The organism is Flavobacterium procerum (genome assembly GCF_042431625.1).
Taxonomy (GTDB): Bacteria; Bacteroidota; Bacteroidia; order Flavobacteriales; family Flavobacteriaceae; genus Flavobacterium; species Flavobacterium procerum.
On the sequence record NZ_JBHLYW010000009.1, the window covers coordinates 148,292 to 175,091 of the forward strand.

At 39.3% G+C, this 26,800-nt stretch carries 17 protein-coding genes; 11 read left to right on the forward strand and 6 right to left on the reverse strand.

All coding sequences use genetic code 11. The features are described 5' to 3' along the window. Positions 1-354 precede the first annotated feature (354 nt). The 3 genes from ACFFLS_RS11990 to ACFFLS_RS12000 are packed head-to-tail and all read left to right on the forward strand — an operon-like array spanning position 355 to position 7,459. Positions 355-3,378: a SusC/RagA family TonB-linked outer membrane protein gene (locus tag ACFFLS_RS11990; RefSeq protein WP_379686628.1), complete on the forward strand. Its 3,024-nt coding sequence runs from the start codon at positions 355-357 to the stop codon at positions 3,376-3,378. 9 nt (positions 3,379-3,387) lie between these two features. Then, positions 3,388-4,788 (forward strand): RagB/SusD family nutrient uptake outer membrane protein, encoded by a 1,401-nt coding sequence (locus ACFFLS_RS11995; protein WP_379686627.1) that lies wholly within the window; start codon positions 3,388-3,390, stop codon positions 4,786-4,788. A gap of 19 nt (positions 4,789-4,807) precedes the next feature. After that, entirely contained in the window at positions 4,808-7,459 is a 2,652-nt protein-coding gene (locus ACFFLS_RS12000; protein WP_379686625.1) for a S9 family peptidase, read from the forward strand. Between the two features lie 72 nt (positions 7,460-7,531). On the opposite strand, the gene ACFFLS_RS12005 is transcribed toward ACFFLS_RS12000, so the two are convergent. The 4 genes from ACFFLS_RS12005 to ACFFLS_RS12020 form a co-directional block, all read right to left on the reverse strand. Then, a complete protein-coding gene (locus tag ACFFLS_RS12005) occupies positions 7,532-7,807 on the reverse strand; it encodes a DUF6520 family protein (RefSeq protein ID WP_379686624.1) in 276 nt (91 codons plus the stop codon). Positions 7,808-7,897: 90 nt separating this feature from the next. Then, positions 7,898-9,424, reverse strand: a complete 1,527-nt coding sequence (locus ACFFLS_RS12010; protein WP_379686622.1) for a MauE/DoxX family redox-associated membrane protein — start codon at positions 9,422-9,424, stop codon at positions 7,898-7,900. Between the two features lie 81 nt (positions 9,425-9,505). Continuing rightward, complete coding sequence (locus tag ACFFLS_RS12015) at positions 9,506-10,450, reverse strand: helix-turn-helix domain-containing protein (RefSeq protein WP_379689398.1); 945 nt, start codon at positions 10,448-10,450, stop codon at positions 9,506-9,508. Between the two features lie 43 nt (positions 10,451-10,493). Next, the gene (locus tag ACFFLS_RS12020) at positions 10,494-10,880 is read right to left on the reverse strand and encodes a DUF7793 family protein (protein WP_379686619.1); all 387 of its coding nucleotides are present in this window, start codon (positions 10,878-10,880) and stop codon (positions 10,494-10,496) included. A 252-nt stretch (positions 10,881-11,132) separates the two neighbouring features. Between ACFFLS_RS12020 and ACFFLS_RS12025 the strand changes: the two genes are divergently transcribed. The 6 genes from ACFFLS_RS12025 to ACFFLS_RS12050 all read left to right on the forward strand — a co-directional run bounded on the left by ACFFLS_RS12025 (position 11,133) and on the right by ACFFLS_RS12050 (position 19,526). Further along, entirely contained in the window at positions 11,133-13,559 is a 2,427-nt protein-coding gene (locus tag ACFFLS_RS12025; RefSeq protein ID WP_379686618.1) for an aminotransferase class I/II-fold pyridoxal phosphate-dependent enzyme, read from the forward strand. A gap of 100 nt (positions 13,560-13,659) precedes the next feature. Continuing rightward, positions 13,660-14,511 carry an RteC domain-containing protein gene (locus ACFFLS_RS12030; protein ID WP_512699773.1) on the forward strand — a complete coding sequence of 284 codons (852 nt, stop codon included), beginning with the start codon at positions 13,660-13,662 and terminating at the stop codon, positions 14,509-14,511. 226 nt (positions 14,512-14,737) lie between these two features. Next, positions 14,738-15,046 carry a helix-turn-helix domain-containing protein gene (locus ACFFLS_RS12035; RefSeq protein ID WP_379686616.1) on the forward strand — a complete coding sequence of 103 codons (309 nt, stop codon included), beginning with the start codon at positions 14,738-14,740 and terminating at the stop codon, positions 15,044-15,046. A gap of 81 nt (positions 15,047-15,127) precedes the next feature. Beyond that, positions 15,128-16,561 (forward strand): DUF3945 domain-containing protein, encoded by a 1,434-nt coding sequence (locus ACFFLS_RS12040; RefSeq protein ID WP_379686614.1) that lies wholly within the window; start codon positions 15,128-15,130, stop codon positions 16,559-16,561. 6 nt (positions 16,562-16,567) lie between these two features. Next, positions 16,568-18,655: a type IA DNA topoisomerase gene (locus tag ACFFLS_RS12045; RefSeq protein WP_379686613.1), complete on the forward strand. Its 2,088-nt coding sequence runs from the start codon at positions 16,568-16,570 to the stop codon at positions 18,653-18,655. Continuing rightward, positions 18,645-19,526 carry an ORF6N domain-containing protein gene (locus tag ACFFLS_RS12050; protein ID WP_379686612.1) on the forward strand — a complete coding sequence of 294 codons (882 nt, stop codon included), beginning with the start codon at positions 18,645-18,647 and terminating at the stop codon, positions 19,524-19,526. Before ACFFLS_RS12045 ends, ACFFLS_RS12050 begins: the two co-directional genes overlap by 11 nt. Before the next feature lie 45 nt (positions 19,527-19,571). On the opposite strand, the gene ACFFLS_RS12055 is transcribed toward ACFFLS_RS12050, so the two are convergent. Together ACFFLS_RS12055 and ACFFLS_RS12060 are read right to left on the reverse strand one after the other, a co-directional pair. After that, the gene (locus ACFFLS_RS12055; protein ID WP_379686610.1) at positions 19,572-20,027 is read right to left on the reverse strand and encodes a DoxX family protein; all 456 of its coding nucleotides are present in this window, start codon (positions 20,025-20,027) and stop codon (positions 19,572-19,574) included. A 96-nt stretch (positions 20,028-20,123) separates the two neighbouring features. Next, the gene (locus ACFFLS_RS12060) at positions 20,124-20,693 is read right to left on the reverse strand and encodes a Crp/Fnr family transcriptional regulator (RefSeq protein WP_379686609.1); all 570 of its coding nucleotides are present in this window, start codon (positions 20,691-20,693) and stop codon (positions 20,124-20,126) included. A gap of 213 nt (positions 20,694-20,906) precedes the next feature. Here ACFFLS_RS12060 and ACFFLS_RS12065 point away from each other — a divergent pair, with 213 nt between their 5' ends. Both ACFFLS_RS12065 and ACFFLS_RS12070 read left to right on the forward strand, forming a co-directional pair. After that, positions 20,907-21,344 carry a DUF1896 domain-containing protein gene (locus ACFFLS_RS12065; RefSeq protein WP_379686608.1) on the forward strand — a complete coding sequence of 146 codons (438 nt, stop codon included), beginning with the start codon at positions 20,907-20,909 and terminating at the stop codon, positions 21,342-21,344. After that, the gene (locus ACFFLS_RS12070; RefSeq protein ID WP_379686606.1) at positions 21,331-26,724 is read left to right on the forward strand and encodes a helicase-like domain-containing protein; all 5,394 of its coding nucleotides are present in this window, start codon (positions 21,331-21,333) and stop codon (positions 26,722-26,724) included. Before ACFFLS_RS12065 ends, ACFFLS_RS12070 begins: the two co-directional genes overlap by 14 nt. The last annotated feature ends 76 nt before the right edge of the window (positions 26,725-26,800 follow it).

A 26,800-nucleotide genomic window follows, 5' to 3' on the forward strand; every position in this document is an offset into this window, starting at 1 on the left:
AACTGGAAATTTAAAAGGAACGAGAGGATAAGTAAGATGCTCACGCCTATGGCGTGGGCTCACTTATTGTTCCTCGGTATTTCCAGTACCTCAAGTCAATAAGCTGAGTTCCGCGCCTTTTTTATGCTCAAAACTCTCTTATTATTCTTAGCAAATCAAACTTCCTATTTTTTAAATGTTTCGTATTTCAGTCGAACTTTTTAAAACTATCATTGCCTGTGTATTAAACAAATCTTTGTTATGTCTATTAAGCAGTTTACTTAATGCATAAAAAATGGCCCCCTGCAGCAGCGACTAACTAGAGCAGAGGACCGTAGCCAATCAAATCATATTTAACTAACCAATCCCAAAATTATGAATAACTATTCATTTTCCATGGATGGGAAAGATTTTTATTGCCTTTTTTTTATCTGGCTTTGCCTGTCTTTCTCATCTCTTTTTGCCAAATCTTCTGATGAGCTAAACATGACCTTCGACCAACAACATAAGGTTCAGGGAACTGTCACTGATGGCACCAATCCCCTGCCTGGCGTTACTATTGCTCTTAAAAGCAAAAAAAACAATGCGGTTATTTCCGACTATAGCGGTCAGTTTGCCCTCACGTGCTCACCTAATGATACACTTGTAGTATCTTATATTGGCTTTAAAACTTCACTTGTTCCAATTCAGGGACGTAAAGTTGTAAACATCATATTATCCTACAATACCACAACACTTCAGGAGGTTAAAGTTAATGCGGGTTATTACTCTGTTAAAGAAAGCGAGCGCACAGGAAGCATTGCACGTATTACTTCCAAAGATATCGAGACCCAGCCAGTCACTAATGTTCTGGCAGCAATGCAGGGACGCATGGCCGGAGTAAATATCACCCAGAATACTGGTGTTCCCGGCGGAGGTTTTAATATTCAGATTCGAGGCCAGAACAGTATAAGAGCAGATGCTAATTCGCCTCTCTATATTATTGACGTTGTTCCTTACGCGTCAGAAACAATTGGATACAGCCAGACCTCTACAATTTTTCCATCCACAACAAGTCCGCTTAACAGCATAAACCCCGATGCCATAGAAAGCATTGAAGTCCTTAAAGATGCGGACGCCACTGCAATTTACGGTTCACGCGGAGCCAATGGTGTAGTTCTTATAACCACAAAAAAAGGGAAAGAAGGAAAAACAAAATTTTCACTAAATGCTTCAACAGGAGCCGGGACCGTAACACGTTTAATGACTATGATGAATACGGATCAATATCTTGAAATGCGTCGTCAGGCATTTGTTAATGATAAAATAAATACCTACCCGGCCGGTGCTTATGACGTCAACGGAACATGGGACCAGAATAGGTATACCGACTGGCAGAAAGAACTCATAGGAGGTACATCAGTTCTCACGGAGCTGCGTGGAAGTGTCAATGGTGGAAACAAGTACACACAGTTTCTGTTAAGCGGTAACTATCACACCTCAACAAGCGTATTCCCGGGCACTTATATCTACAAAAAAGGTAGTTCAAATTTTAATCTAAACCATCAGTCATCAGACGGCAGATTCCGTATGAATTTTTCTGCCAGCTATACTGTGCAGAACAATGACCAGCCTGCTTCTGATTTTACAAACGAATCCAAATTGATTGTTCCCAATGCGCCTGCACTTTATAGTGATGACGGCAGTCTTAACTGGGAGAATGGAACTTGGAATAATCCATTAAGAGGCTTAAAAGCTGAATACCTTTCCAAAACAAAAGACATCCTGGCCAATACGCTTGTATCCTATCAAATTACACCTGATCTGATACTAAAAAGCAGTTTCGGCTATACTGATCTTCAACACAGCGAATTAAGAACCGCTCCTTCAACTATGTATAATCCTTCTTTAGGCTATACAAGCGCTAATTCTGTGTTATATAACAACAATACGGCAAGAAGTTCATGGATTATTGAGCCTCAGATCAATTGGGACAAACAATTTGCTGGCGGAAAGCTTGGAATAATTGCAGGCGGTACATTCCAGAGACAAAATTCTCTGCGTCTGATACAGTCTGGAAGCGGTTTCAGTTCCAACAGTCTCATCTACGACCTTGCATCAGCTGTGACTAAACAGGTGCAGTTCAGCGATGAAACCATTTATAAATATCAGGCCTTCTTTGGAAGAATTAACTACAACTGGAAAGATCGTTATATAATTAATCTGACAGCAAGACGGGACGGTTCAAGCAGATTCGGTCCCGGCAACCAATTTGCAAGCTTTGGCGCAGTAGGAGCTGCCTGGCTGCTTTCCGAGGAAAGTTTTTTAAAAAACAGTCCTTTTATTAGTTTTGCTAAACTTCGCGGAAGTTACGGAACAACTGGAAGCGACCAGATTGGGGATTATCAATTTCTTGACACCTACACCTCCTCGGGAGTTAATTATCAAAACATCATAGGACTTCAGCCCTCTAGGCTATTCAATCCAAATTTTGGCTGGGAGATCAATAAAAAACTGGAAGCTGCCGTTGAACTGGGATTTTTTGCCGACCGACTGTTTATGACTGCCGCATGGTATAGAAACCGTTCTTCTAATCAGCTGGTTGGAGTTCCGCTACCCGGAACTACAGGTTTCCCTCAGCTTCAGGCAAATCTAGATGCAGATGTTCAAAACACAGGATGGGAATTCACCCTGCGTACTGTCAATTTTACCCGTAAGCAGTTTAGCTGGATTAGCAGCTTTAATATAAGTCTTTCCAGAAATAAACTGCTTAGTTTTCCTAATCTGGAAAGCTCAACCTATAAAGATAAGTACAGAATTGGACAACCACTTAACATTCAGCTGTCATACAGATATCTGGGAGTTGATCCTGATACTGGAGTTTATCGATTTGCAGATGAAAACGGAGATGGTCTTCTATCCTCGCCCAATGATAAGCAGACTGTGGTTAATTTAAACCCAGATTTTTTTGGCGGCCTGCAGAATCAGATCACATTTAAAAACTGGAAATTGGACTTCCTGTTTCAGTTTGTCAAGCAGCGCAACTTTAGCTATGGAAGCATTCCGGGAATGATGTACAACCAGCCCAAGCGTATTGCAGGCAACAGCTGGCTCAATCCAGGCGACAATGTAACATATCAAATGTATACTGCAGGATACAACGCAGGAGCCATCAATGCACAGTCACGATACAGCAGCAGTGATGCAGGCATAGTGGATGCATCGTATATTAGGCTCAAAAACATAGCCTTGACCTATAAGATCCCTGTCCGTTTCAAAGACATACAGTGCAGTTTTATCCTGCAGGGACAGAATCTGCTGACTTTCACACCGTATAAGGACGGAGATCCTGAATTTACAAGCAGCGGTTATCTTCCTCCTCTTAAAATCATTACCGGAGGCGTACAATTCACTTTTTAACATTCCATTATGAAACCAACAATCAAAAAATACCATTCATTTTTCCCAGCAGGTGGAATAAAAATATTTTATCTCCTGTCCATATTTTTCTGCTCATGCGATTCATTTGTGGAGACCGATATGCCAAAATCCCAGCTTAATCGCGACAATGTGTTTGAAGATTATCTGACTGCGAATGCCGCCATGACTGATGTATTTTCAAAAGTAAGGGACAGAGGCGTACTAACCGGCACTCAGTTTGGTCTAAACAACTATCTAGGGAATTACACCGATGAACTTACATTTTATGGTTCTGCTGCCAATGCAACCTCTGCTTTTTACACCAACACGGTGCTTCCATCAAACAGTACCTTGGCATTATTCTGGAATAATTCCTATAACCAGATTTATGCTTCAAATTCAGTACTTGAAGGCGTTCTCTCCTCTGAGCTGAGTTCCAGAGAAAAAAGCCAATTAGAAGGTGAAGCTCTATTTGTGCGCGGACTGCTGCATTTTTACCTGCTGCAGCTTTTTGGCGATATTCCATATATCAAATCCACTGACTACAAAACAAACAGCACAGTAAACCGAATGCCGGAAAACCTAGTCTTTGACAACATTATTGAAGATTTAAAAGCTGCCTCAGTACTCCTTCTTCCAGCTTATTCCTCGACAGAGAGGGTAAGGCCCAACCGCTTCGCTGCCAAGGCACTTTTGGCAAGGGTATGCCTTTACAAAAAAGACTGGCAGCAGGCTTCTAAATTCTCTACAGAAGTTATAGAACAGACTCAATTGTACACATTTGAGGAAAATCTCGACAACGTTTTTCTTAAAGGTTCTACTGAAGCAATCTGGCAGTTTATGCCAAGCATTACCGGCAAAAATACAGACGAAGGCGTTTTATTTACTTTTATTTCGGGACCTCCGTCTTTAATCTCTCTGAGCCAGTCGTTGCTAAATTCTTTTGCAGTTAATGACCGGCGCAAACAGCGCTGGACCACAGCGGTAAGCAATGCATCCGGCACCTGGCATTATGCTTCTAAATATAAAGAATCTAAAGTTTCAGGCACTTCAAAAGAATATTCTGTAGTACTGCGTTTAACTGAACAGTATATGATACGGGCTGAAGCCCGACTGAAACTGAAAAATACAGCAGGCGCTGTTGAGGATCTCAATAAGATCAGAAAAAGAGCCGGTCTCCCTGATGTTGAAATAAGTACTGAGGAAGAGATAATGGATGTTATAATTCAAGAAAGAAGAAAGGAGTTTTTCACTGAATACGGGCATCGCTTTTTTGATCTGAAGAGAACAGACAGACTAGATGCTGTATTGAATGTGAAACCTGGCTGGAACACCTCTGACAGGCTTCTGCCAATTCCTGAAAGCGAATTTATCGTTAACCCTAACCTGGGATCGCAAAATCCTCATTAATTGGATAAAAGATATAGATATGAAAATATATTTTAAACCAAACCTTAGAATACACCGCCGTAAGGCATCCTTTATTTTAGTTTTATATTTGCAATTAGTGGCCTGCCCTTTATTGGGGCAGGTTAAGCAAAAAAAATGGATTACAAGTGAAGATTATTCAAAATGGGGAACATTACGAATTAATAACCTGAGTGCTGACGGAAGCTGGGCTTCCTATAGTGTTTCATACGAAAATGCACGTGATACCTTGTTCATAAAAAACATAAAATCTATGCAGACTTTTGCTTTCCCGCAGGCAAATACGGATACATTTGCGGGCTCAGATTGGTTTTTCTACCATAATGCTCAAGGCATGAATATTTTTAATCTAAAAACAGGCAGAAACACTGTAATTGCAAATGCCCTGCAATATATTTATTCTCCTGCCGCAAAAAAAATTATCGCTCTGACAACCTCGAATGGAAAGGAAAAAACACTGCTGATCTGCGCCTTGAATGGAAATATCCAAAAGAAGATTTCCAAATTGGACCTGTTTATAGTCAGTAATGATAAAAAAATGCTCCTTTACACTACATCAAAAAATGGCACACAAACCATTTCCATATCAGATCTGACTGAAGCAAAACAAGATAAAGATCTTTTGAAGTGCCGGACTTCATTTTCAAATCTGATATGGCATCCTAAGGGAAATGCATTGGCATTTACTCAAAAAGCAGAAGACGAAAGCATGTCAGGCACCGCTCTTTTATATTACAGCCTGTCAACTGATAAGATGTATAAATCCAGCAAAGAATACCTTATAAGGAATGTTTTGGGAGATTCACTTTCTGTAGCAGAGAAAAACAAGCTGAAAATTTCTGATGATTCGCATAATTTTTTTTTCTTGGTCGAGCAGAAATACAGCGCAAAAAAAAGCAACAGTTCGGATTTGCAGTTTTGGAACACAAACGCAAAATGGATCTATCCTATCGATGAGAAACGTAAAAAATCCAGAAAAACATATCTGGCTCTCTGGCTTCCTCTGGAAAATAAGTATGAGCTTATTTCGAATGATACCTTGCCAAGTTATATGCTGACAGGAGATAAGCGTTACGCTGTACTTTCCAATCCCCAGAGATACGAACCCCAGTTTGATTATGAAGGAAAAAGGGACTTTTATATAAAAAATCTTTCTAGTGGGGAAAGAAGATTGTTATTAAAAAATCATTCTGCCCATTATGATCACACAATCCCTTCTCCTGGTGGGAAATATATTGCCTACTTTAAAGATGAAAACTGGTGGATTTATGACATCAAAAACGGAAAACACAGCAATATCACAGAAAATTTAGGCAGCAATTTTGCCAGTAGTGAAAAGCAGTACCAAAATAAAGATCCCTACCCTGTAATAGGATGGACTCAAAATGATAAGGAAATATTGTTATATGATGCTTATGATCTCTGGTCTCTAACTCCTGACGGAGCTTCTGCATGGAGACTTACAAAAGGCAGGGAAACAAATACGCAATTCCGTCTTTGTGGCAATTTACAAAAGAGCATCGCTAAATCAGATTACGGCGGAATAACTTATTTGCCTATTAATATGAAGCAGGGTTTACCGCTGGAAACCGTAGATAGTAATGGAAATTATGGTTTTTATAAATGGCATCCTAATACTATAAAACAGATTTTATCCTCAAGCAATATGCGCCTGGATCAGCTGATAGAATCCCAGAGAAGAAATCTTATCGCTTATACTGAGGAGCGTTATGATCTTCCGCCGCGGCTTATGATAAGAAACCTGAGTAAAAAAAAATCAAAATGTATTTTTCAAAGCAACCCGCAACAAAAGTTTTTTTATTGGGGTAAATCAGAAATGATAAATTATAAAAATTCTAAAGGAGAAGCTCTTAAAGGAATTTTATTTTATCCAGCTCAATACAGCGTAAAGAAAAAGTATCCTATGATTGTCTATATATATGAAAAACTTGCAAAAGATCTTCATCATAAATACTTAAACCCTTCCCAATACTATGGTGACGGTTCTTTTAATATTTCCAATTTTACCACTCAGGGATATTTTGTACTGGCGCCTGACATATCTTATGAACTCGGGAACCCTGGATTATCAGCCGTTGACTGTGTTGAAGCAGCTACAAAGAAAATTATCTCAGCTGGGCTGGTATATCCAGATAAGATCGGAATTACGGGGCATTCGTTTGGAGGCTATGAAACAAATTTCATAATAACACAATCGAATCTCTTTGCCGCAGCATTGTCAGGAAGTGCAGCTTCTGATCTTACAAGTTTATATCTGAACATTGGAAATTCAGGCCGGCCTGACATCTGGCGTTTTGAAAACCAGCAGTGGCGTATGGGCAGATCACTGTTTGAAGATAAAGAAGCCTACGACAGAAATACACCTATTCTATACGCTAAAAATATTACAGCACCTCTTCTTTCCTGGACAGGGGGAGATGACAAACAGGTGAACTGGAATCAGAGCATTGAATTGTATCTTGCTTTAAGACGGCTCAAAAAAAAACATATATTACTTCTTTATCCTGGAGAAGGGCACACACTTACTAAAAAAGAAAATCAAAAAGATTTATCTGAAAAGTTTCAAGAGTGGTTTGATTATCATCTCAAAGATGTTTCACCAGCAGATTGGATAAAAACAGGTCTTCAGTAAGTAAACTATACAAAACAGCAATGCAGTTCAAAATGAACTGCATTGCATTAAAATTAAAATTAGAAAATTATTTTATGGACGATAGATCTCTTGAGAGCAAGATGTTTCGCTGTCATCGTCCAACGCTTTAGCCTGTGGCCCGTCTGGGTAGAAAAGTCGGCATAACTGTCCAACCTGATCACTGCATTCAACCTGAATACCACATGGGTCATCGGGAGTAGCTACGTATCCTATCACAGGAGCCATTTCTGCTTTAACAGACTGCATAGAGGTTGTAGCAAATGCTCCTAAAATCCCCAATGCAAAAATTACAATGGGCAAAACTTTTTTAAAATTTATTAATTTCATAACAATATAATTTAAAGTTAATAGCGATCTACTTTTTTCTACAGGTGTTCGATCTCGTTCCTGATACTTGCGCTAGTATATTTTAATGTATCATCGTCTATTAGATACTTTTTTAATTTCTTTCTTGAGCAGTTCCCCAAGTTCATATATCACCAATTTTTCATCTATAAGTGCATACAGCAAATTCTCAGTAACGAGAAAACTTCGAATTTTTTTTCCATCTATATTATAAATATGAAAGCTGAACAAGTAGGCTTTTGCGTTAAGATCATAAACATCAATTACCGAAGCCTGGTTCCAAATACTTTTTTTTTCAAAATGACCTGGCACATTCGAATTGACAAATAATAAATGTCCATAAACGCAACTTGAAGCATTAACGCTCAAAATAGGAGCGGCCACGGTCTGTTCTGTTTTATCTTTAAGATAGGCTACTTTAATTTTGGCATGAGAAATAGTGTCGATTGTGTTGGCTCTGTAGACTAATTTACCGCTCTGATCAGCTACAATATACTGGTTCCTGTAACTGTAGATATAAACTATACGCTTCAATTCTTCACTGTAATGAAGCATTCCGTCTGTATCAAATATACCATCAATCTGTTTTTCTAAAAGATTAGGTGCAATAACTACCTGGTGTTTATTCCCAGCTTTATAAAATCCTAAAATGTTTGCATTCTTACTGATCCCTCTAAAAGCTATAGTTAAACTGTCTACTGGTACGGCAATATTAAAATACGGCGGTTTGGGTTCCTGTAAAAAAGCTTGCCAGTCTTTTGTTTCTCCAATAAAAACTGCTGGAGTCCTTCCGTCTATAATGTAAAAATGAGGCGGTTGCACAGCCAATTTGATTGATTTAAACAAGAAAGTATCACGATCCAATTTTACTCTTATTTTCTGCTTCTTTAATTTTGCATCTACAGATAATAAATAAAGCGGTACTGTTGAATTTCCCATATAAAGTTTGTCACCTCGTGACCCCGCAAAATAATAAGAATTGTACTTAAGATCCACGGTGCTCTTGAACGTTACAATGTGATGTGGATAACGTCTGATGAATGGGTTTTGATGCTGCATGATTTCTTCTGAGGATAGATATAATAAAATAACAGCTATTGTTCCTCCAAAAAAACCAGTAAACAGATAAAATTTAATTGGGAGACGAGAAGATTTTCTTCTAATTCCGTTTAAATCATTATAATCAATCCATAGTGCAACCCCAGCTAACAAGACAAACAATAAATTAAATATAAGATGTTGTGTCCAGCTCATTTTCTCTAAAATTCCACCGCAGGAACACGGAATAAAAGAACTGAAATACAGCATAATAAAAATATAGGCGCTAAACATGCTCATGAGGCAAAAACCTGCATATAGAGCTCTCATCTTAGTTTTAGGAATGAGTAGAAAAAATACAATAATGAATTCTGACAACAGTACACTCCACGAAATCCAGCCTGCAAAAGCGCTGAACAAAGGCGACTGACCAAGCTGTACTTGAAATTTCTCAAAGTCCAATATTTTACTAACAGCTGCATATACAAAAAGCAATATGTATAATAAGCAGACTACATCAACAATAATCTTTTTAAATCTGGAACTTAATATGACAGCCATAGCATATTGTTTTAAAATTCAACAATGTAAAATTCTGAATTTCAAAAACATAAGACTTATACTATCGGGAGCAAAAATTAATTATAAAGGATTAAGGTTATCCAATGGTAAAAAACCACCCGCTCTGCCTCTGCTGAGCTCTTTTGGAGAAAATCCAAACTGCTTTTTGAATGATTTTGAAAAATTAGGATAGCTGTTAAAACCGTTCATAAAGGCAATATTCTTAAGCGGAATATCAGTCTGCTCTATCATAAGGTAAGCCCTTTGGAGACGCTGCTCTGTATAAAACTTGTAAACGCTTGTATGGAAAAAATGCCTGAATCCGTCTTTGAGTTTAAAATCATTTGTACCGAACTGTCTTGCCAGTTCTTTAATGGACGGTAATGGCTCGGTCAAATTCGCTAATATATAATCATAAACCCGCTGCAGCATACGCGCATCAGTTTGCCCGAAATTAGAATGCTTCTCTAATTTTACAGGTAAAGATTCCGAAGAAGTTTCATTAACCTGGAGAAAAGGAGCCACAAAACTGAGAACGGTAAACTTACCATGTGATAATCTCGATACGGAACACTCAGCAGTTACAATAAGCTTTTTGACTGTTATAAAATTCAGTGTAATGATCTCCCCTGACAAAAGCATTTCTTCCATTTCTTTTTTCTCCATGTCAGACATACTGCTGAAGTCATTGTCCAAGAATTCTTGTATCGGCCGCTTGAGCACTTCTGCTGCATTATATCCCAAAATCTCCAAAGCTCCTTGATTTACATTTTTTATATGGTGATTTTCATCTAAAATAAAAGTCGCAGATGTTAACATCCTGTGGGTAATATAGGGATTTACAAAACCAGAATGAAAGGCCGACTCTTTAAGCTCTTCGGCGACCATGTTTACCAGAACTACAAGAGTTTCAATTTCATCATCATAATCACTAAGGGGAATCTGGTTATTGAAATTGCCCCGTGCCATCTCAAATAACATCTTCTGCATGGATATCATCCTCTTTCTGTTATGGGGTCTTTTCATCAGTCCTGATTTTATTTACGTATAGTCTTTTCTGGATACCCTGTCAATAAATATAACCCTTTAGAAAATCCAAAGCCTCCTGTTCAATAGTAAAAATTCTTGTAGGCACAGATGGCTTGCTGATTTCCAAGTAAAAAGTGCTCATAGTCATAGAAACATTTTCACTGCCGATCAGAGCGACTGCTTTTGCAAGCATTGAACCGGATTTAGCGAGATAATCTCTGGCTGCTTTGTCAATTGAGGCAATGCCTCTGGTATCACAGAAGATAGGAAGATGCCTTTCGTTTTGAAATGCGATCCTGTCTGCTACAACACGCATAGCTACTTCTAAATCAATTGTCGTACTGGGCTTGTACTGGAAAAAAAGGATTCCATCCTCAATCCAAAACCTCGCATTTTGATTCTCATAAGATTCATGTGCTGCAATCATGTCTTATCAGTTTTAAATAAAGGGGTGTAATTTAACAAAAATATAAAGATTAATAAACATTGTAATTGCCAATTATGGATTTTTTCTTGCAAAAACATCAAATTCGTTGCTAATTCGGGAATAAAACTTGCTTTAAAGGGAGTAAAAAAATATAAAATTAAAATATTTCCATTTTTTATAAGGAATTTTAGATTATTGTTTTTCAAGTAGTTAACAACAAAAAAATATAACCCTAAAAAATATCTATAAAAAATGGCAAAAATAAAACACAACAATTTTATTGATACAGTAGACACTGTTTTTGCAGATGCGAAAGAAAAAGGCATACTGCACCTCTATGCCGAAGGTAAATATCTCAATGGGAGAACCATAACAATTAACGGAGACGAGATGCTCCATTTTGGCACTACAGGATATCTGGGACTTGAACAGGACATAAGGCTCAAAGAGGCCGCAATTACCGCCATAAATAATTATGGAACGCAGTTCCCACTTTCTAAAACTTATCTTTCACACCCTTTATATGCTGAACTGGAAAATAAGATTGAGCAGATGTACATGATACCAGCAATCATAACCAAAAACAGCACTCTTGGACATATGGCGATCATCCCAACCCTTATAAGGGATGAAGATGCCGTTATTGTCGATCATCAGGCGCATTGGAGTGTTCAGAATGCCTGTCAGATTCTAAAACTTAGAGGAATACCAGTGGAAATGATACGCCATAGTAACCTTGAAATGCTTGAAGATAAAATTCGGACGCTGATGGGCAAATCGGGAAAAATCTGGTACATGGCCGATGGTGTTTATTCTATGTACGGAGATTATGCACCGGTACAAGAGCTGCAGCACCTTACCCAAAAGTATCCACAGCTTCACCTCTATTTTGATGATGTGCATGGAATGAGCTGGAAAGGAAAAAATGGTACCGGTTTTATCTTTGATGCTATTGGAACTCTTGAAGAAAATATTGTCGTTGTAAGCACGCTGAGCAAGACTTTTGGAGCCAGCGGAGCCACATTCTTCTGCACGGATAGTAAATTACGCGAAAAGATTAAAACTTTCGGCGGTCCCCTTACCTTCTCTGCACAGCTTGAACCAGCCTCAGTTGCCGGCGCAATAGCATCTTGCGATATACATCTTTCGGATGAAATTTATGGGCTTCAAACTGAACTTGCAAAAAAAACAAAACATTTCGGCAGCCTTCTTTCCAAAACCAGTCTGCCTCTAGTGTCAGAAAACGATTCTCCCGTTTTCTTTCTTGGAATGGGAACACCTGCTACTGCTTTTAATTTTACAAAGCGCCTCTTTGCAGAGGGTTTTTATTTAAACCTTGGCATATATCCAGCAGTACCGATAAAAAATACCGGAATCCGAATCACTATATCTGCACATAATAAAATGGAAGATATAACAGAACTTGCCCGCGCAATGGATTATCACTTCGACAAGGCAGTTGAAGAAACCCAAAGTAGTGAGCAAAAGATACGACAGGCTTTCAGAATGGACAGCAAAACCAAGCTGTCTGTTAAAAAACAGCAGACAGAACTGCTGCAAATTGAAGAGAAAACCACAATAACGGACATCAATAAACAGGAATGGAACAAATATTTGGGCATTCACAATATTCTTGACTGGGAAGGAATGCAATATCTAGAACGTAGTTTCTCAAATAGTCAGGATCCTTCCAATAAATGGGATTTCTTTTATTATATAATCCGTGACCAGAGCATGCAGGTGGTTTTAATGACCTTCTGTACAATCGGCATCTGGAAAGATGATATGCTCTCTACAGAGTCAGTCTCAAGGCACATGGAGGAAATTAGAAAAACGAATCCTATGTACATGACTTCCAAAGTACTAAGCACAGGCTCACTATTTACAGAAGGCTTACACTGCTATATTTCTCCTGGCCACCCTCTGGCAGAGCAATCGGTTAGAATGCTGCTCAATGAGCTTGAAGAAAAATATAATTCCCTAGGCGCAGATATGCTTGTCCTGCGTGATTTTGAGCATGGTTTCCGATGGGATGAACTCATAAGAAACCAAGGCTACTTTAGGATAGATATGCCCGAATCATGTGTCATTGAACATAAGCACCTTCTTGAATTTGAGAATTATGGCTCTTTGCTTACAACCCGTTCCCGCCAGCATTTCAATAGGGAAATACTTCAATACGAAAAATTCTATGATGTTGAAATAAAAGACTGCCTCAACGAGGAAGAATCAAACAGGGCTTACCAGCTCTACTGCAATGTGAAGGAGCGCAATCTAGCCATCAATAACTTTTCGTACAACAGAGAAGTTTTTGAAAATATGAACAGCTGTGCAAACTGGGAGTTCATTATCCTGAGAATCAAAAAATTGGATACAGTCAATTTCATCGGAGTAATGTTCTGCTACAAAAATTCATCCAACGTATATGTTCCCGATCTTATAGGAATGGACTACACTGCCGGTGATGGGTATAATCTTTACAGACAACTACTCTACCAGACAATCAAAAGAGCACGGGAACTTAAGATTGGACGAATCGATTTCGGCATTTCGGCAACTTTTGAAAAGAAAAAACTAGGCGCTTCTGTAATACCAAAAACAGCGTATGTACAGGCTCGGGAAAACTATGCTATGGAACTAATGCAGACACTGCAGAATGAAACCAATATTCCGCGCTGATCTGCCAATATTTTAATTCCAGCGAAAAGTGACGTCATAAATTTCGGGGCAGCAATGCCTCCCGCTTTTCCTTGTTCAAATAAATCTAAATTCTGCTGCCATGATAAGATCTACATGTGAGAAGGCGCTTCAGGTTATTCGAAAAGAAGAACAGCAATTCAGCTTAGAACCTGAACATATAATCGAAAAATCCTACCATATGACTACCGTGCTTCGAAACCTGCTTGGTACGGTAAAAAAAAATGTTTTGGAAAAGGGATTCTCCGATGAAAACGAAGAGATTAATTTCTTTAAAAGTATCAAACCCCAGATACTGGGAAAACTGATTTTCTACAATAAGGTTTTCCGTATTGAAGCATCGTGCCCGGTTGTAACAGGAAAAATGCATCTTAAATATTTTTCCAATGAGCTCAATCTGCTCAAGCAGGAATATAAAGAGCACTTTTACAACACTGATTTTTACCGCTACTATCGCACAGGAAGAACCGAATGGGACCACCACTTTTTTTGCAGAGGGAAGATTGATCTTCATGAAGGAGTGAATAGTTTTGTTTTTGAAATTGACACGCAGTTTTCCACTTATTACGATTATAAGGTAGCTCGCATAATTGCCAACGAACTGCTTTACAGTTACCTGCTTTCCAAAATTGAACCAGACACACAGCAGGGCAGTATTTTTTCAGAAGACAATACAGCAAACAGAGATTTTTTCTGGACTGATTCAAAGAATGCCCTTATCGAATTAATTTACGCACTTCATGCATCAGGGAGCATTTCTCACGGAAAAGCCGGCATCCGCAAAATAAGCATGGTTTTCCAGCTGCTGTTCAGGATACAGCTCGGCGATGTTCATCATGCCTTCCATAGGATGAAAGACAGAACTGACAGCAAAAGCATTTTTCTGGATCAGCTTAAATCATCGCTTAAACAGCACATGGAAAAGGAGCTCTAGTGTCTTTTAAACTTTCAGTTTCACTTGCCAATATGAGGCAATTGGCATTCAATGGCTGAAAAAATAATCGGCCTCTTTTTGTCCTCAAACTAAAGTAAATCAAGAATTAAAATACTTTTTTATACAGTTAAATTTTTCACAAAACAGCATTTTACATTGGCAGGCATTGGCAGTTAAAAACTTTTGCCATCAGCAACTTTGCATCACTAATGCAAAATTTAACGCCATGAATATAGACAGAATGGAATTTTTATCGTGGATGGAACGCATCTTAGAACGTTTCGACCTTTTGAGCTCGCATATCAGCGAACTGGAAAAAAAGCGTGGGAGTGTTGACGGTGAAGAGCTATTGGATAATCAGGATATATTGCAGATGCTTAAAATAAGCTCACGATCACTTCAGCGTTACCGATCATCGGGCAGGCTACCCTATTACACTATCAGCGGAAAAATTTATTACAAGCTCTCTGATGTACACCAGTTTATCAGGGATAGTTTTAATGTCCGAAAGCCAAAAGCATATGACAGAGAGTGAAAAACAATGCCAAAGGATTCCCTGTTTCCCACTGCTATTTTTCATCCTATAATTTCGCAGATGAATTTTAAATATAAAATTATGAGCGACCCAATTAAAGATGTACTTAAAACTCAGGAAGAATTATCCGATATACTGCTGGTATTTGATAAAGAGAAAAAGAAAATCATGGCGGTAAAAGGCATTGACCAAAATGGCAATCTGGAAACCGTAGAACCTACCCGCAAAAATGAAAATCAGTTTATGCGTGTTGATAAACAGGGCGATTTGTTTTCAAATTTCTTTTCCAATTTTTTCAGCCAGCTGAAGAACCCAACTAATTTTTCGTTCTTCAAAATCCCAGCACTGCTGGCTGTTGATACTTCAAAAGAGCTGCAAAAACAAATAGATAATCCAACTGCTGAAGGGGAACAATTAATGAAACAGCATCAAATTAAAGAGGATAAACAAAAAAATGAAATTAATATGGAAACAGCACAGACAAATCCGGAAACAAGTGAATACAAATACAAACCGGAACAGATCGATTGGGAAACGTTAAACCACCTTGGTTTAAGCAAAGAAAAACTTGAAAAAATGAGCCTGCTTGATCCGCTGCTCAAAGGATATAAAACAAATGAGCTTGTACCGGTCAGTCTAAACCTTGGCACCGCAGTTACAAAAATGGATGCCCGTTTGTCCCTGAAACAAAACGACGAGGGACAGGTTGTTTTGGCTATTCACGGCATCCGAAAAGGACCAAATCTAAATTTTCCTTTTTTCGGCCACGAGTTCAGCAAAGAAGATAAAGACAATCTGCTGCAGACAGGCAATATGGGGCGTGTGGTTAATCTGACTAATCCAAAGACAAACGAAGTCATGCCCTCCATTATAAGTATAGACAGGCTCACTAATGAAGTGGTGGCACTGCGTACGGATTTCATTAAAATTCCCGATGAAATTAAAGGAGTTAAACTTAGTGAACAGCAAAAGCAGACTTTAATGGAGGGAAAACCACTTGAATTAGAAGGTATGATTTCCAAAAAAGGAACGGCCTTTGACGCATCTGTGCAATTCAACGCCGATAAACGTTTTGTTGAATTTCTCTTTGACAGAAATGATACTAAACTGACACAAAGCAATCTTCAGAGCCAAACTCAGGGGGCACCAAAAAACTTTAGAGATAAAGAACTTGATAATGAACAGCATCAAAAGCTCAAAGACGGACAGACTGTCTATGTAAGCGGCTTAGTTGATAAAAAAGGCAAGGAATACAATGGATATATCACCTACAACAAGGAGACCAATAAAACAGATTTTTCATTCCAAAACCCAGATAAAATCAAAGACCAGATAAAACCTTCTGAGGCGCATAAAACCCAGACGGCCGTCAATTCCGAGGGCAAAACTAATGAAGCTACCAGCAATATAAAGGAGCCTTTAAAATCGGGACAGATAAATCCTGATGACAAAAAACAGCAGCAGCAACAAGAAGAATCGAATGCGCCTGCTAAATCAAAAGGCCGTAAAATATAATTTACCATGATAACTATTATTGCAGAAAAGCCTAGTGTAGCAAGGGAAATAGCCGTTCTACTTGGGGCCGTTGAAAAAAAGGACGGCTACCTTACCGGTAACGGCTATTTTGTTACATGGGCACTAGGCCATCTCATAGAATTGGCAATGCCCGAAGATTACGGAATATCGGGATTTGATAAAGCATCTCTGCCGATACTGCCAAATCCTTTTTTACTAACTGTGAGAAAGACAAAAAAAGATAAGGCAGAGACTGCTGATTCCGTGGCAGTAAAACAGCTGAAAATCATCGAACAGCTCTTTAACAAAAGTGACAGCATTATTGCGGCCACTGATGCAGGACGTGAGGGTGAACTCATTTTCAGATACATTTACCAATATCTGAAATGCAGTAAACCATTTAAGCGCCTTTGGATAAGCTCCCTTACTGAAGAATCCATTAAAAAAGGCTTTGATAATTTAAAAGACCCGAAAGAATTTGACCGGCTTTACCAAGCAGCGCAAGCTAGAAGCCGTGCCGACTGGCTGGTAGGAATCAATGCAACCCAAGCGCTCTCCATAGCGGCAGACAATGGGATTTATTCGCTTGGCAGAGTGCAGACTCCTACTCTGGCCTTAATATGCAGACGCTATTTGGAAAACGGGAATTTTAAGGAAAAAACCTACTGGCAGATACAGCTCTCACATAACAGAGAGATGATAGATTTCAAAAGCATCTCAAAGATCAAATGGGAAGACAAAAAACTTGCAGCTAATGCACTGAAAGCCATTCAGCGCATCCCAACGGCAGCCATTACATCGGTAACAGCCAATAGCGTTACAGAAAAGCCGCCTTTATTGTTCGACCTTACCGGCCTGCAGAAAGAAGCCAATAAAAAATTGAACCTTTCTGCTGAGCAGACACTAAACATTTCTCAGAGCCTATATGAAAAGAAGTTTATCACATACCCCCGCACAGGAAGCAAATACATTACTGAAGATATGTGGGCAGAAATTCCCAGCCTTATAAGAGCTCTGCAAAAGAGGGAAAACATTAAACAGACCTTATCTCAATTGAAATGGGGTCGTTTTAATAAACATATTGTGAACGATCTGCGTGTTACTGACCATCATGGCTTATTGATTACCGATAGAATTCCATCGGCTCTGGATCCAAAGGAAAATGCAGTTTATAATTTAATCGCCTTTCGACTGCTCGAAGCCATTTCAGCGGACTGTATCAAAGAGCTGACCGATATCGAATTGCAGGTCCTGCATTATGATTTTACCATAAAGGGCTGTAAGATTAAAGAAGCCGGGTGGCGCTCTATTAAAGGCAGTTTCTCTGATGATGCAGAACCATTATTGGATGTGCCCGAACTTAAAAAAGGTGATGATCTTAAAATAAAACAAGCTTTGGTTTTGGAAAAGAAAACCAAACCGCCTGTTCTTTACACTGAAGCAGGCCTCTTATCGGCTATGGAAAGCGCGGGTAATGATATCGCAGATGAAGATCAGCGCAAAGTTTTACAAAATATAGGAATCGGCACTTCGGCTACAAGGGCAGCAATTATCGAAACATTGTTTACCCGCAATTATGTAATAAGGGAAAAAAAATCTCTGGTACCAACCCAAAAGGGATTATTGGTATATGAACTGGTCAAAGATCAAAAAATTGCAGATGCAGCGATGACCGCCCAGTGGGAACTTTCATTGCAGAAAATCGAACACAACCAGTCAGATGCCCGAACATTTCAAAGGGAAATAGAAAACTACGCAGCATCTATTACGAGTGAATTGCTGCAGACTCCCATTGCCAAAAACAACCTGCCCGAACTCATCTGTCCCAAATGTAAAAGCCGGCAGCTCATCATACGAGATAAAATAGTGAAGTGTCCTCACGAAGCTTGCAGCTGGGTACAGTTCCGCAATGTCTGCGGGGTACAAATTGCATTAGGTGATATTGAAAGCCTTTTGCGCAAGGGCAAGACTTCGCTCATCAAAGGAATGAAAAGCAGGTCAGGAAAGATTTTCGATGCATACATCGTACTTAACGATAATGCTGAAACTTCCTTTGAATTTGCCCAAAAAATCTTGAAAAGTAATGGAAAATAAACCTACCCATAGCAATATTGAAATCAGAAATCAGATTTATTCCATACGCGGAAAGCAGGTGATGCTGGACAGCAGCCTGGCTTCCTTGTATCAGGTGGAAACAAAGAATCTCAACAAAGCCGTAAAAAGAAATACGGAAAGATTTCCTTTATCATTTTGTTTTCAACTCAATGAAGAGGAAGCGGAAATCTTGAGGTTCCAAATTGGAACCTCAAAATTGAGTTACGGGGGAAGACGTTATCTCCCTTATGTTTTTACCGAACAGGGTATTGCTATGGCATCTGCTGTACTTCGCTCCGATATTGCAATTAAAATCAGTGTGGAAATTATGGAAGCCTTTGTAGAAATGCGCAGAGTGCTTATAAGCAATGCGTCGCTTTTTCATCGATTGGATAATATTGAACTGAAACAATTAAAAGCTGACCAAAAATTTGAAGAAATCTTCAAGGCTATGGAAACCGATAAGCTGTACAGCGAAAAAGGGATTTTCTATAACGGGCAGGTTTTTGATGCCTATGTCTTTGTTTCCGATATTATCCGAACTGCCAAAAGCTCCATTATACTTCTGGATAATTATGTAGATGACACTGTACTAACTTTATTGGGTAAACGAAGCAATGATGTTACTGCAACTATCTACACCAAAAATATCAGCAGTCAGCTACGGCTGGATTTACAGCGATACAACAGCCAGTATCCACACATTGAAATTGAAATATTCTCTGATGCTCACGACCGTTTTTTGATAATCGACGATGTGGAACTTTATCATATTGGAGCCTCGCTCAAAGACCTGGGCAAAAAATGGTTTGCCTTTTCACGAATGGATATTGAGGCTGGAAGGATGCTGCAAATTTTAAATAATCAATAAATATTTAAGTTAAGAAAGCAGTTTCAGGTTTTATAATCAGTCTACTTATCCAAATTTAATACCTGAAAGATATGTCCAAACAATAAATAGAATCTGTAATGGTAATCTAAACCATAGGTATGTTAAATCGTTTCCATCAAAAGTTCCTTTCTGGTAGTCAATATGCTTTACAGCTGCAAAAATATTTGCAGGAAATACAAGTATGAAAAATGCGATTAAAAGCAACGCTGAAATTAACCTTAAATTCGGAAGAAAAAGTCCGATAGCAAAAACAATTTCAATAATGCCTGTCAAATAAACGGCTTCTTTTTTAAATGGAATAAATTCCGGTAGCATCATCGTCATACCTTTTGTAAAAACAAAGTGTCCGACTGCCGTAAAAACTAGCATTCCAGACATTGCTACTCTTCCTGAGAAGGAAAAATCATAAATACCACGAAAAATTTTGGTGCCAAAAAGGGCAAACACAAATACCAAAAGCAACACTATTAAAGGTTTCATATATATTATTTTATTGCAAAAATCGACTTATTTACAAAATGAAACAATGAACCCAAGTTAAGAAATGCAAAACATTCACAAATACCAACGAAAAATTTATGAGTAAATACGTTTCCGTATTCTGCTCAGTGCTTGAGGGGTAATACCTATATATGAAGCAATATATTTTAGCGGAATTTCTTTCATTAATTGCGGCTGTTCGCTAAATAAATTCAGATAACGCTGTTCGGCAGTTTCGTTCAGAAGAGAAAGCTCTCTTTTGGATTTATCGAGAAATAAATTTTCACTTGCTTGTCGTCCAATGGCATTACCAATTTCAGTTTCTGCATAAATATTCTGCAGATCACTATATGTTAATCTCCAAAGTGTTGTTTTTGTCAGTGTTTCTATGTTGTAAATAGATGGTGTTTGGGTTAGAAACGAATTATACCCACTTACAAAGTTATGCCTAAAAACAAAAGCAAAGGTCAGGTCATTTTCTTCTTTTGGAATATAGAAACGCATAATCCCTGTTTCAATAAATGAAAGGTATTTTTCTGTTTGCCCTACTGTCAAAAGATGATGATTTTTAGGAAATTCCTGCTTTATGAGCTTTGAAGAGAAAAATTCCCAGTCTTTGTCTGTTAGTTTAACTGCCTTTTCAAAATATTGTCGTATTTGTTCCATTATTCATTATTCCAATTTTCGGTTAGCCTAAACATTAGATTCCTATTGATTAGAGCTTATTTTGTATTGGCACAAAATTACAAATTAATTCTTTCGACACTTAGGCTTTATGCCAAATTCTACCTCTCAAAGCCATAGCCAGACACTTATGCAAAGGGTTTTATGTACCGCTGTAATTTTAGCATTTAAGTAGAATTCTAAACAAAATATAGTATGGATTTACAGCAAAAAGAGATATCGTATTTCAAATTACGACTGCAAGAATTATTAAATGCCAGTTTCCCTGAAAAAGCTAACGACCAAAAGTTTATTGAACAGCGTTCCTCAAGGGCGGCCAACGCTTATGAAGCCGCATTCAATTCAGGAAACAGTATTGCACAATGCATTGAAATAGCAAATTACATCCTGTTTGAAAACCTATATTTCTCAAGGTTTGACACTATTTTTCAAGTTGTGTGCAATGAATTTGACACCATAATGGCAGACGAGGAATTACGTCCATTTGCTTTTAAAATGCTTCCAATCTGTGCGCCTGTGTTTTTCAGCTATGAGCTGACTGACGACTTCGCATACGGTTATGAGTTTACTCTGCTCTATACCGAACTAACGGGAACTATCGCTATATGGATACAAGAAAATGGGCTTCAGTAAAAAGCAGCATCTCCAGCAGAACATCGATGCCCTGCGAATTGCTTTTAAACTGGAGAACGAGAACAGACAAGCCTCCGAAGGAGAAAGACTGCTAATGATGCAATACAGCGGATTTGGCGGTCTTAAATTCGTATTGAATCCCATAGCGGACGAAAATGACATCAATAATTGGAAAAAAAGCGAACAAGAACTTTTTCCAATGACCCTGCAACTATACCAGCTGCTTAAAGAAAATTCCCAAGACCAAAAGCAATACCGCAGGTATGTGGATAGCATGAAAAGCTCAGTTCTGACTGCTTTTTATACACCGTCTGAGGTCATAAATGCGATTTCCGCCGTCTTACTTGAAAGCGGCCTGAACATAGATAAATTCCTAGAACCCTCCGCTGGTATCGGCTCATTTGTAAAGTCTTTTTCAGAAAATCAAAAAGCCTATATCACCGCTTACGAAAAGGATCTGCTCACCGGCAAGATTTTAAAGCAGCTTTATCCCAAAAACAATATCCGTATTGCCGGTTTTGAAGAAATCCCCGAAAGGGAACAAAGCAGCTACGATGTAGTAGCCAGTAATATTCCTTTTGGGGATACATCCGTTTTTGATCTTTCTTATTCCAGAAGCAGAGACAATTCAAAAGTACAGGCAGCCCGAAGCCTTCACAATTACTTTTTTCTGAAAGGTTCGGACATGCTCCGCGAAGGCGGTCTTCTGGCTTATATTACATCGCAGGGTGTTCTCAACAGCCCGAAAAATGAGCCTATACGCAGGAAGCTCGTGCAGGACAACAATCTTATTTCGGTTGTTCGCCTGCCTAATAACCTGTTTACTGATTACGCTGGAACAGCAGTAGGAAGTGATCTGATTATCCTGCAGAAGGACACCGCAAAGCAGGGTCTGACCCCAAGAGAAAGTCTGTTTTGCCAAAGCACTCAGACAGAATACAATACACCGGGCAATGCACTCTTTCAGAACAATACAAGGATTATTCATACCGAACATAAATTAGGTACTGACCCCTATGGGCAGCCTGCATTAATTTACATGCACAAAGACGGCCTTGAGGGGATTGCCAAAGACTTGAAAGAAATGCTTTCCGATGATTTTGGAAAGTATCTGGATGCAGATTTATATAAAGGACAGCGCAGCGAAAAACCTATGATACAAATTCCGACTGAAACAACTGCTGTGCCTGCTGTTTTCAAACCAATCAGCAGTATACAAAATTCTCTATCTACAGCCCCTGTAACCACTATCGAAAGGCAGCAGTATTCAAAACAGTTAAGCATTTTTGACCTTTTTGAAAATGTGGATAAACCTGTAAATTTAACTGACACACCCAAAGCAGCTCCCAAAACAAAAAGGCAAAACGTTAAAAAAAGCAGCAGTGCTATAGGCTGGCAAACCGACCTTTTCAGTGCGATGCCGCCACACTATACTCCTGTGGCTAATAATGCACACACAACAACCGATGATAAACAGAAAGCTATCGGCGGACTTTTTTCGAGCACTACTGGAAACAGCCTTTCCTCTACCCTGGTTATTCCAGAACCTGCCCCTTATAGCGGCGAACTGCAATCGTTCCATCGCAGCGACTGTCTTGTTGAAGATAATGGCTGGGTGGGTTATCTGAGAGATTTAGATGCATCGGGAGGCATGCCTCTTTTTTACCCTTTGCAGCTGCCGGCTTTGCAGAAATCAAGAGCTGAAGCTTATATCGCTTTACGTGATGTTTACCAAAAGCTATACAGCAAAGAGGCAGCGCTTCAGATTGAACAAAAAGAAGAAAGGGAAAACCTAAATCTTCTTTATGATGCTTTTGTCCACAAATACGGCAGCCTAAATAATGCAGATAATATAAAGCTTATCAAGACTGATAGCTCTGGCAGGGAAATCCCCTATCTGGAACGTGTAGTTGGAGGCGTTGTACACAAAGCCGATATATTCAGTCGTCCTGTAAGTTTCTCCACATTAACAATAGCTGCAGACAATCCTGAGGAAGCGCTGTCAGCATCGCTAAACAAATATGGAATTGTCGATTTAGGCTATATGTCTGAAATTAGCGGCATAGCTGATGATGTTTTGAAAGATGCATTACAAGGTCGTGTTTACTACAATCCCCTACAAAAGCAATACGAAATATCTGAGCGCTGGATTGCAGGCAACGTAGTGGAAAAAGCCCGAGAGCTCAAAGCTTATCTCCAAATTAATCCCGAAGATACCCAAGCCCAGACAAGCCTTGACGCTTTGGATAAAGCGCGACCGCGACAAATAGAATTTGAGGAACTCGATTTTAATTTGGGGGAGCGTTGGATACCCACAGACCTTTATGCACGTTTTGCTTCACATCTTTTCGATGCAGATGTAAATGTAAATTACTCGGAAAGCTCCGATGACTTTTCGGTAAAGTGTCATCAGGGGAATTTACATATACGGGAAAAATATGCTGTCAAAGCTGAAAGCCGGACATTTGATGGTATTGCCCTTCTCAAACATGCCCTTGTCAATACCACTCCCGACATTACAAAAAAAATAATGGTTGGCAATCACGAGGTCAAAGTACGGGACATGGATTCCATACAAATGGCCAATACCAAGATCGATGAAATCCGTACCGCTTTTACCGATTGGCTGCACTCCCAAAACGATGAGTTTAAAGACAGGCTGACGGGCCAGTACAATGACACTTTTAACTGTTTTGTCCGACCAGGTTATGACGGAAGCCATCAGGATTTTCCAGGATTGGACCGTAAAGCATTAGGGATTGAAGACCTTTATTCAAGTCAAAAGGACACAGTTTGGATGATAAAGCTCAATAACGGTGCTATCTGCGACCACGAAGTAGGTGCAGGAAAAACACTCGTAATGTGCACAGCTGCCCAAGAAATGAAGCGGTTGGGATTATCCAACAAGCCTATGATTATCGGACTTAAAAGCAATGTTCACGAAATTGCAGAAGCTTACCGTACTGGCTATCCGCATGCCAAAATTCTGTTTCCGGGAAAAGAAGACTTTACACCGCAAAAACGGATGCGGATTTTCGGGAATATTAAAAACAATGATTGGGATTGTGTTATCCTGACTCATGACCAATTCGGTATGATACCGCAGTCGCCCGAAATACAAAAGGAAATTCTACAAATAGAATTGGACAGCGTGGAGCGTAATCTCGACACGCTCCAAGCACAGGGCAAGGAAGTTACCAGAGGCATGCTTGCCGGAGTAATTAAACGGAAAGAAAATCTTGAAGTAAAACTAAAAACCCTGCAGCACGATATTGAAACCCGCAAAGATGATGTGGTGGACTTTAAGATGATGGGCATCGACCATTTATTCATTGATGAAAGCCACCAATTCAAAAACCTGATGTTTAATACAAGACACACAAGGGTTGCCGGATTGGGTAACGTGGACGGAAGCCAAAAGGCAGTAAACCTTTTGTTTGCTATCCGTACTATTCAGGAACGCATCAATGCTGATATGGGGGCAACCTTTCTTTCAGGCACAACTATCAGCAATTCATTAACTGAGCTGTACCTGCTGTTCAAATACCTGAGGCCTCGGGCGATGGAAAAACAAGGCATCCACTCTTTTGATGCGTGGGCGGCTATCTATGCAAGGAAAACGACCGATTATGAGCTTTCTGTGGCCAACAATATCGTAGCAAAAGAACGTTTCCGATACTTTATCAAAGTGCCGGAACTGGCTCAATTTTACTCGGAAATCACGGATTACAGGACAGCAAAAGATATAGGCATTGACCGTCCTGATAAGAATGAGGTCTTGTATAATATACCGCCAACTCCAGATCAGGAAGATTTTATCAAAAAACTGATGGAGTTTGCCAAAACAGGAAATGCCGAACTGTTGGGCAGAGCTCCGCTAAATCAAAGAGAAGAAAAAGCAAAAATGCTCATCGCTACAGACTATGCCCGCAAGATGTCGCTGGATATGCGTATGGTAAGCGGCAGGTATGAAGACCACCCTGACAGCAAGGCTTCACATTGCGCGGCAAACATTGCCAAGTATTATAACTTATACAACGCACAGAAAGGAACCCAGTTTGTATTCTCCGATCTGGGTACCTACAAGCCTGGCGAATGGAATGTATATTCCGAAATCAAACGCAAACTGGTGGAAGACCACGGCATGCGTCCAAACGAAGTGCGGTTTATACAGGAAGCCAAAACCGATAAACAGCGTAAGGATATTATCAAGGGGATGAACGAGGGAAAAATCCGGGTGCTTTTTGGTTCAACAAGCATGCTGGGAACGGGAGTCAACGCGCAGAAAAGAGCTGTTGCCGTTCATCATCTGGATACGCCTTGGCGGCCAAGCGACCTTGCCCAAAGGGACGGTCGTGCAGTGCGAAAAGGCAATGATATTGCTAAGTTCTTTGCCGATAACAAAGTAGATGTTATCATCTATGCAGTAGAGAAATCTCTGGACAGCTATAAATTTAACCTGTTATACAATAAACAGCTATTTATAGACCAGCTAAAAAACAATAAACTCGGCAAACGGACGATTGACGAAGGGAGTATGGATGAAAAATCAGGAATGAACTTTTCGGAATACGTGGCCATTCTTTCGGGAAATACAGACCTTCTGGATAAAGCTAAACTGGAAAAACAGATAGGAGGGCTAGAAAGCGAGAAACAGGCCTTCAGCCGTTCTAAGTTCACTGCTAAATACAAGCTGCAGGATTATACAGAATTACTTGAAAATGCTCAATCCCGTTTTAACCGAATGAATCTTGACTGGGAAAACTTGCAGCGGCGCATACAAAAATGTTCGGATGGCACTATGGAAAATCCTCTGCGATTGGAGGGGCTGAATTCCAATGCAGATAGCAGACAAATCGGTTTAAAGCTCAACGAGATTGCAGAGAAAGCCCGTACCGCAGGTCAGTATGAAGAAATTGGCAGCTTGTACGGATTTACGCTATTGGTCAAAACAGAAATATCCGAAAAAGAAGGTGTTGATATGCGTATAAACCGATTTTTAGTGCAAGGTGAAGGCAATATTAAATATACCTATAACAATGGTATAATAGCTAAAGATGAAAAGCTGGCTGCCGCGAACTTTCTTAATGCACTGGAAAAATTGCCAAGTTATATCGAACAGGAAAAAAAGAAGATTACTGAAATACAAAAAGACCTGCCTGTTCTTCAGCAAGTGATAAACGGCCACTGGTCTAAAGAAAACCGGTTAAGTGAACTCAAAACGGAGCTTGCTGCCATTGAACGAAAAATACAGTTGTCCATCACTCCGGAAACCAAACAAGAACCCGCAGAACAGACAGAAAATCAGCATGAGACACCACAGATTTCCCAGGATATTGTTCATACAAACGCTATCCATACCTCTAGAGGGTTATTGTAGTATTTAAAATTAGACATGCCTAATTTTAAATACTTTTTAATGCTGTTATTACGCTTTTAGAATTAGTCAAAAAAGA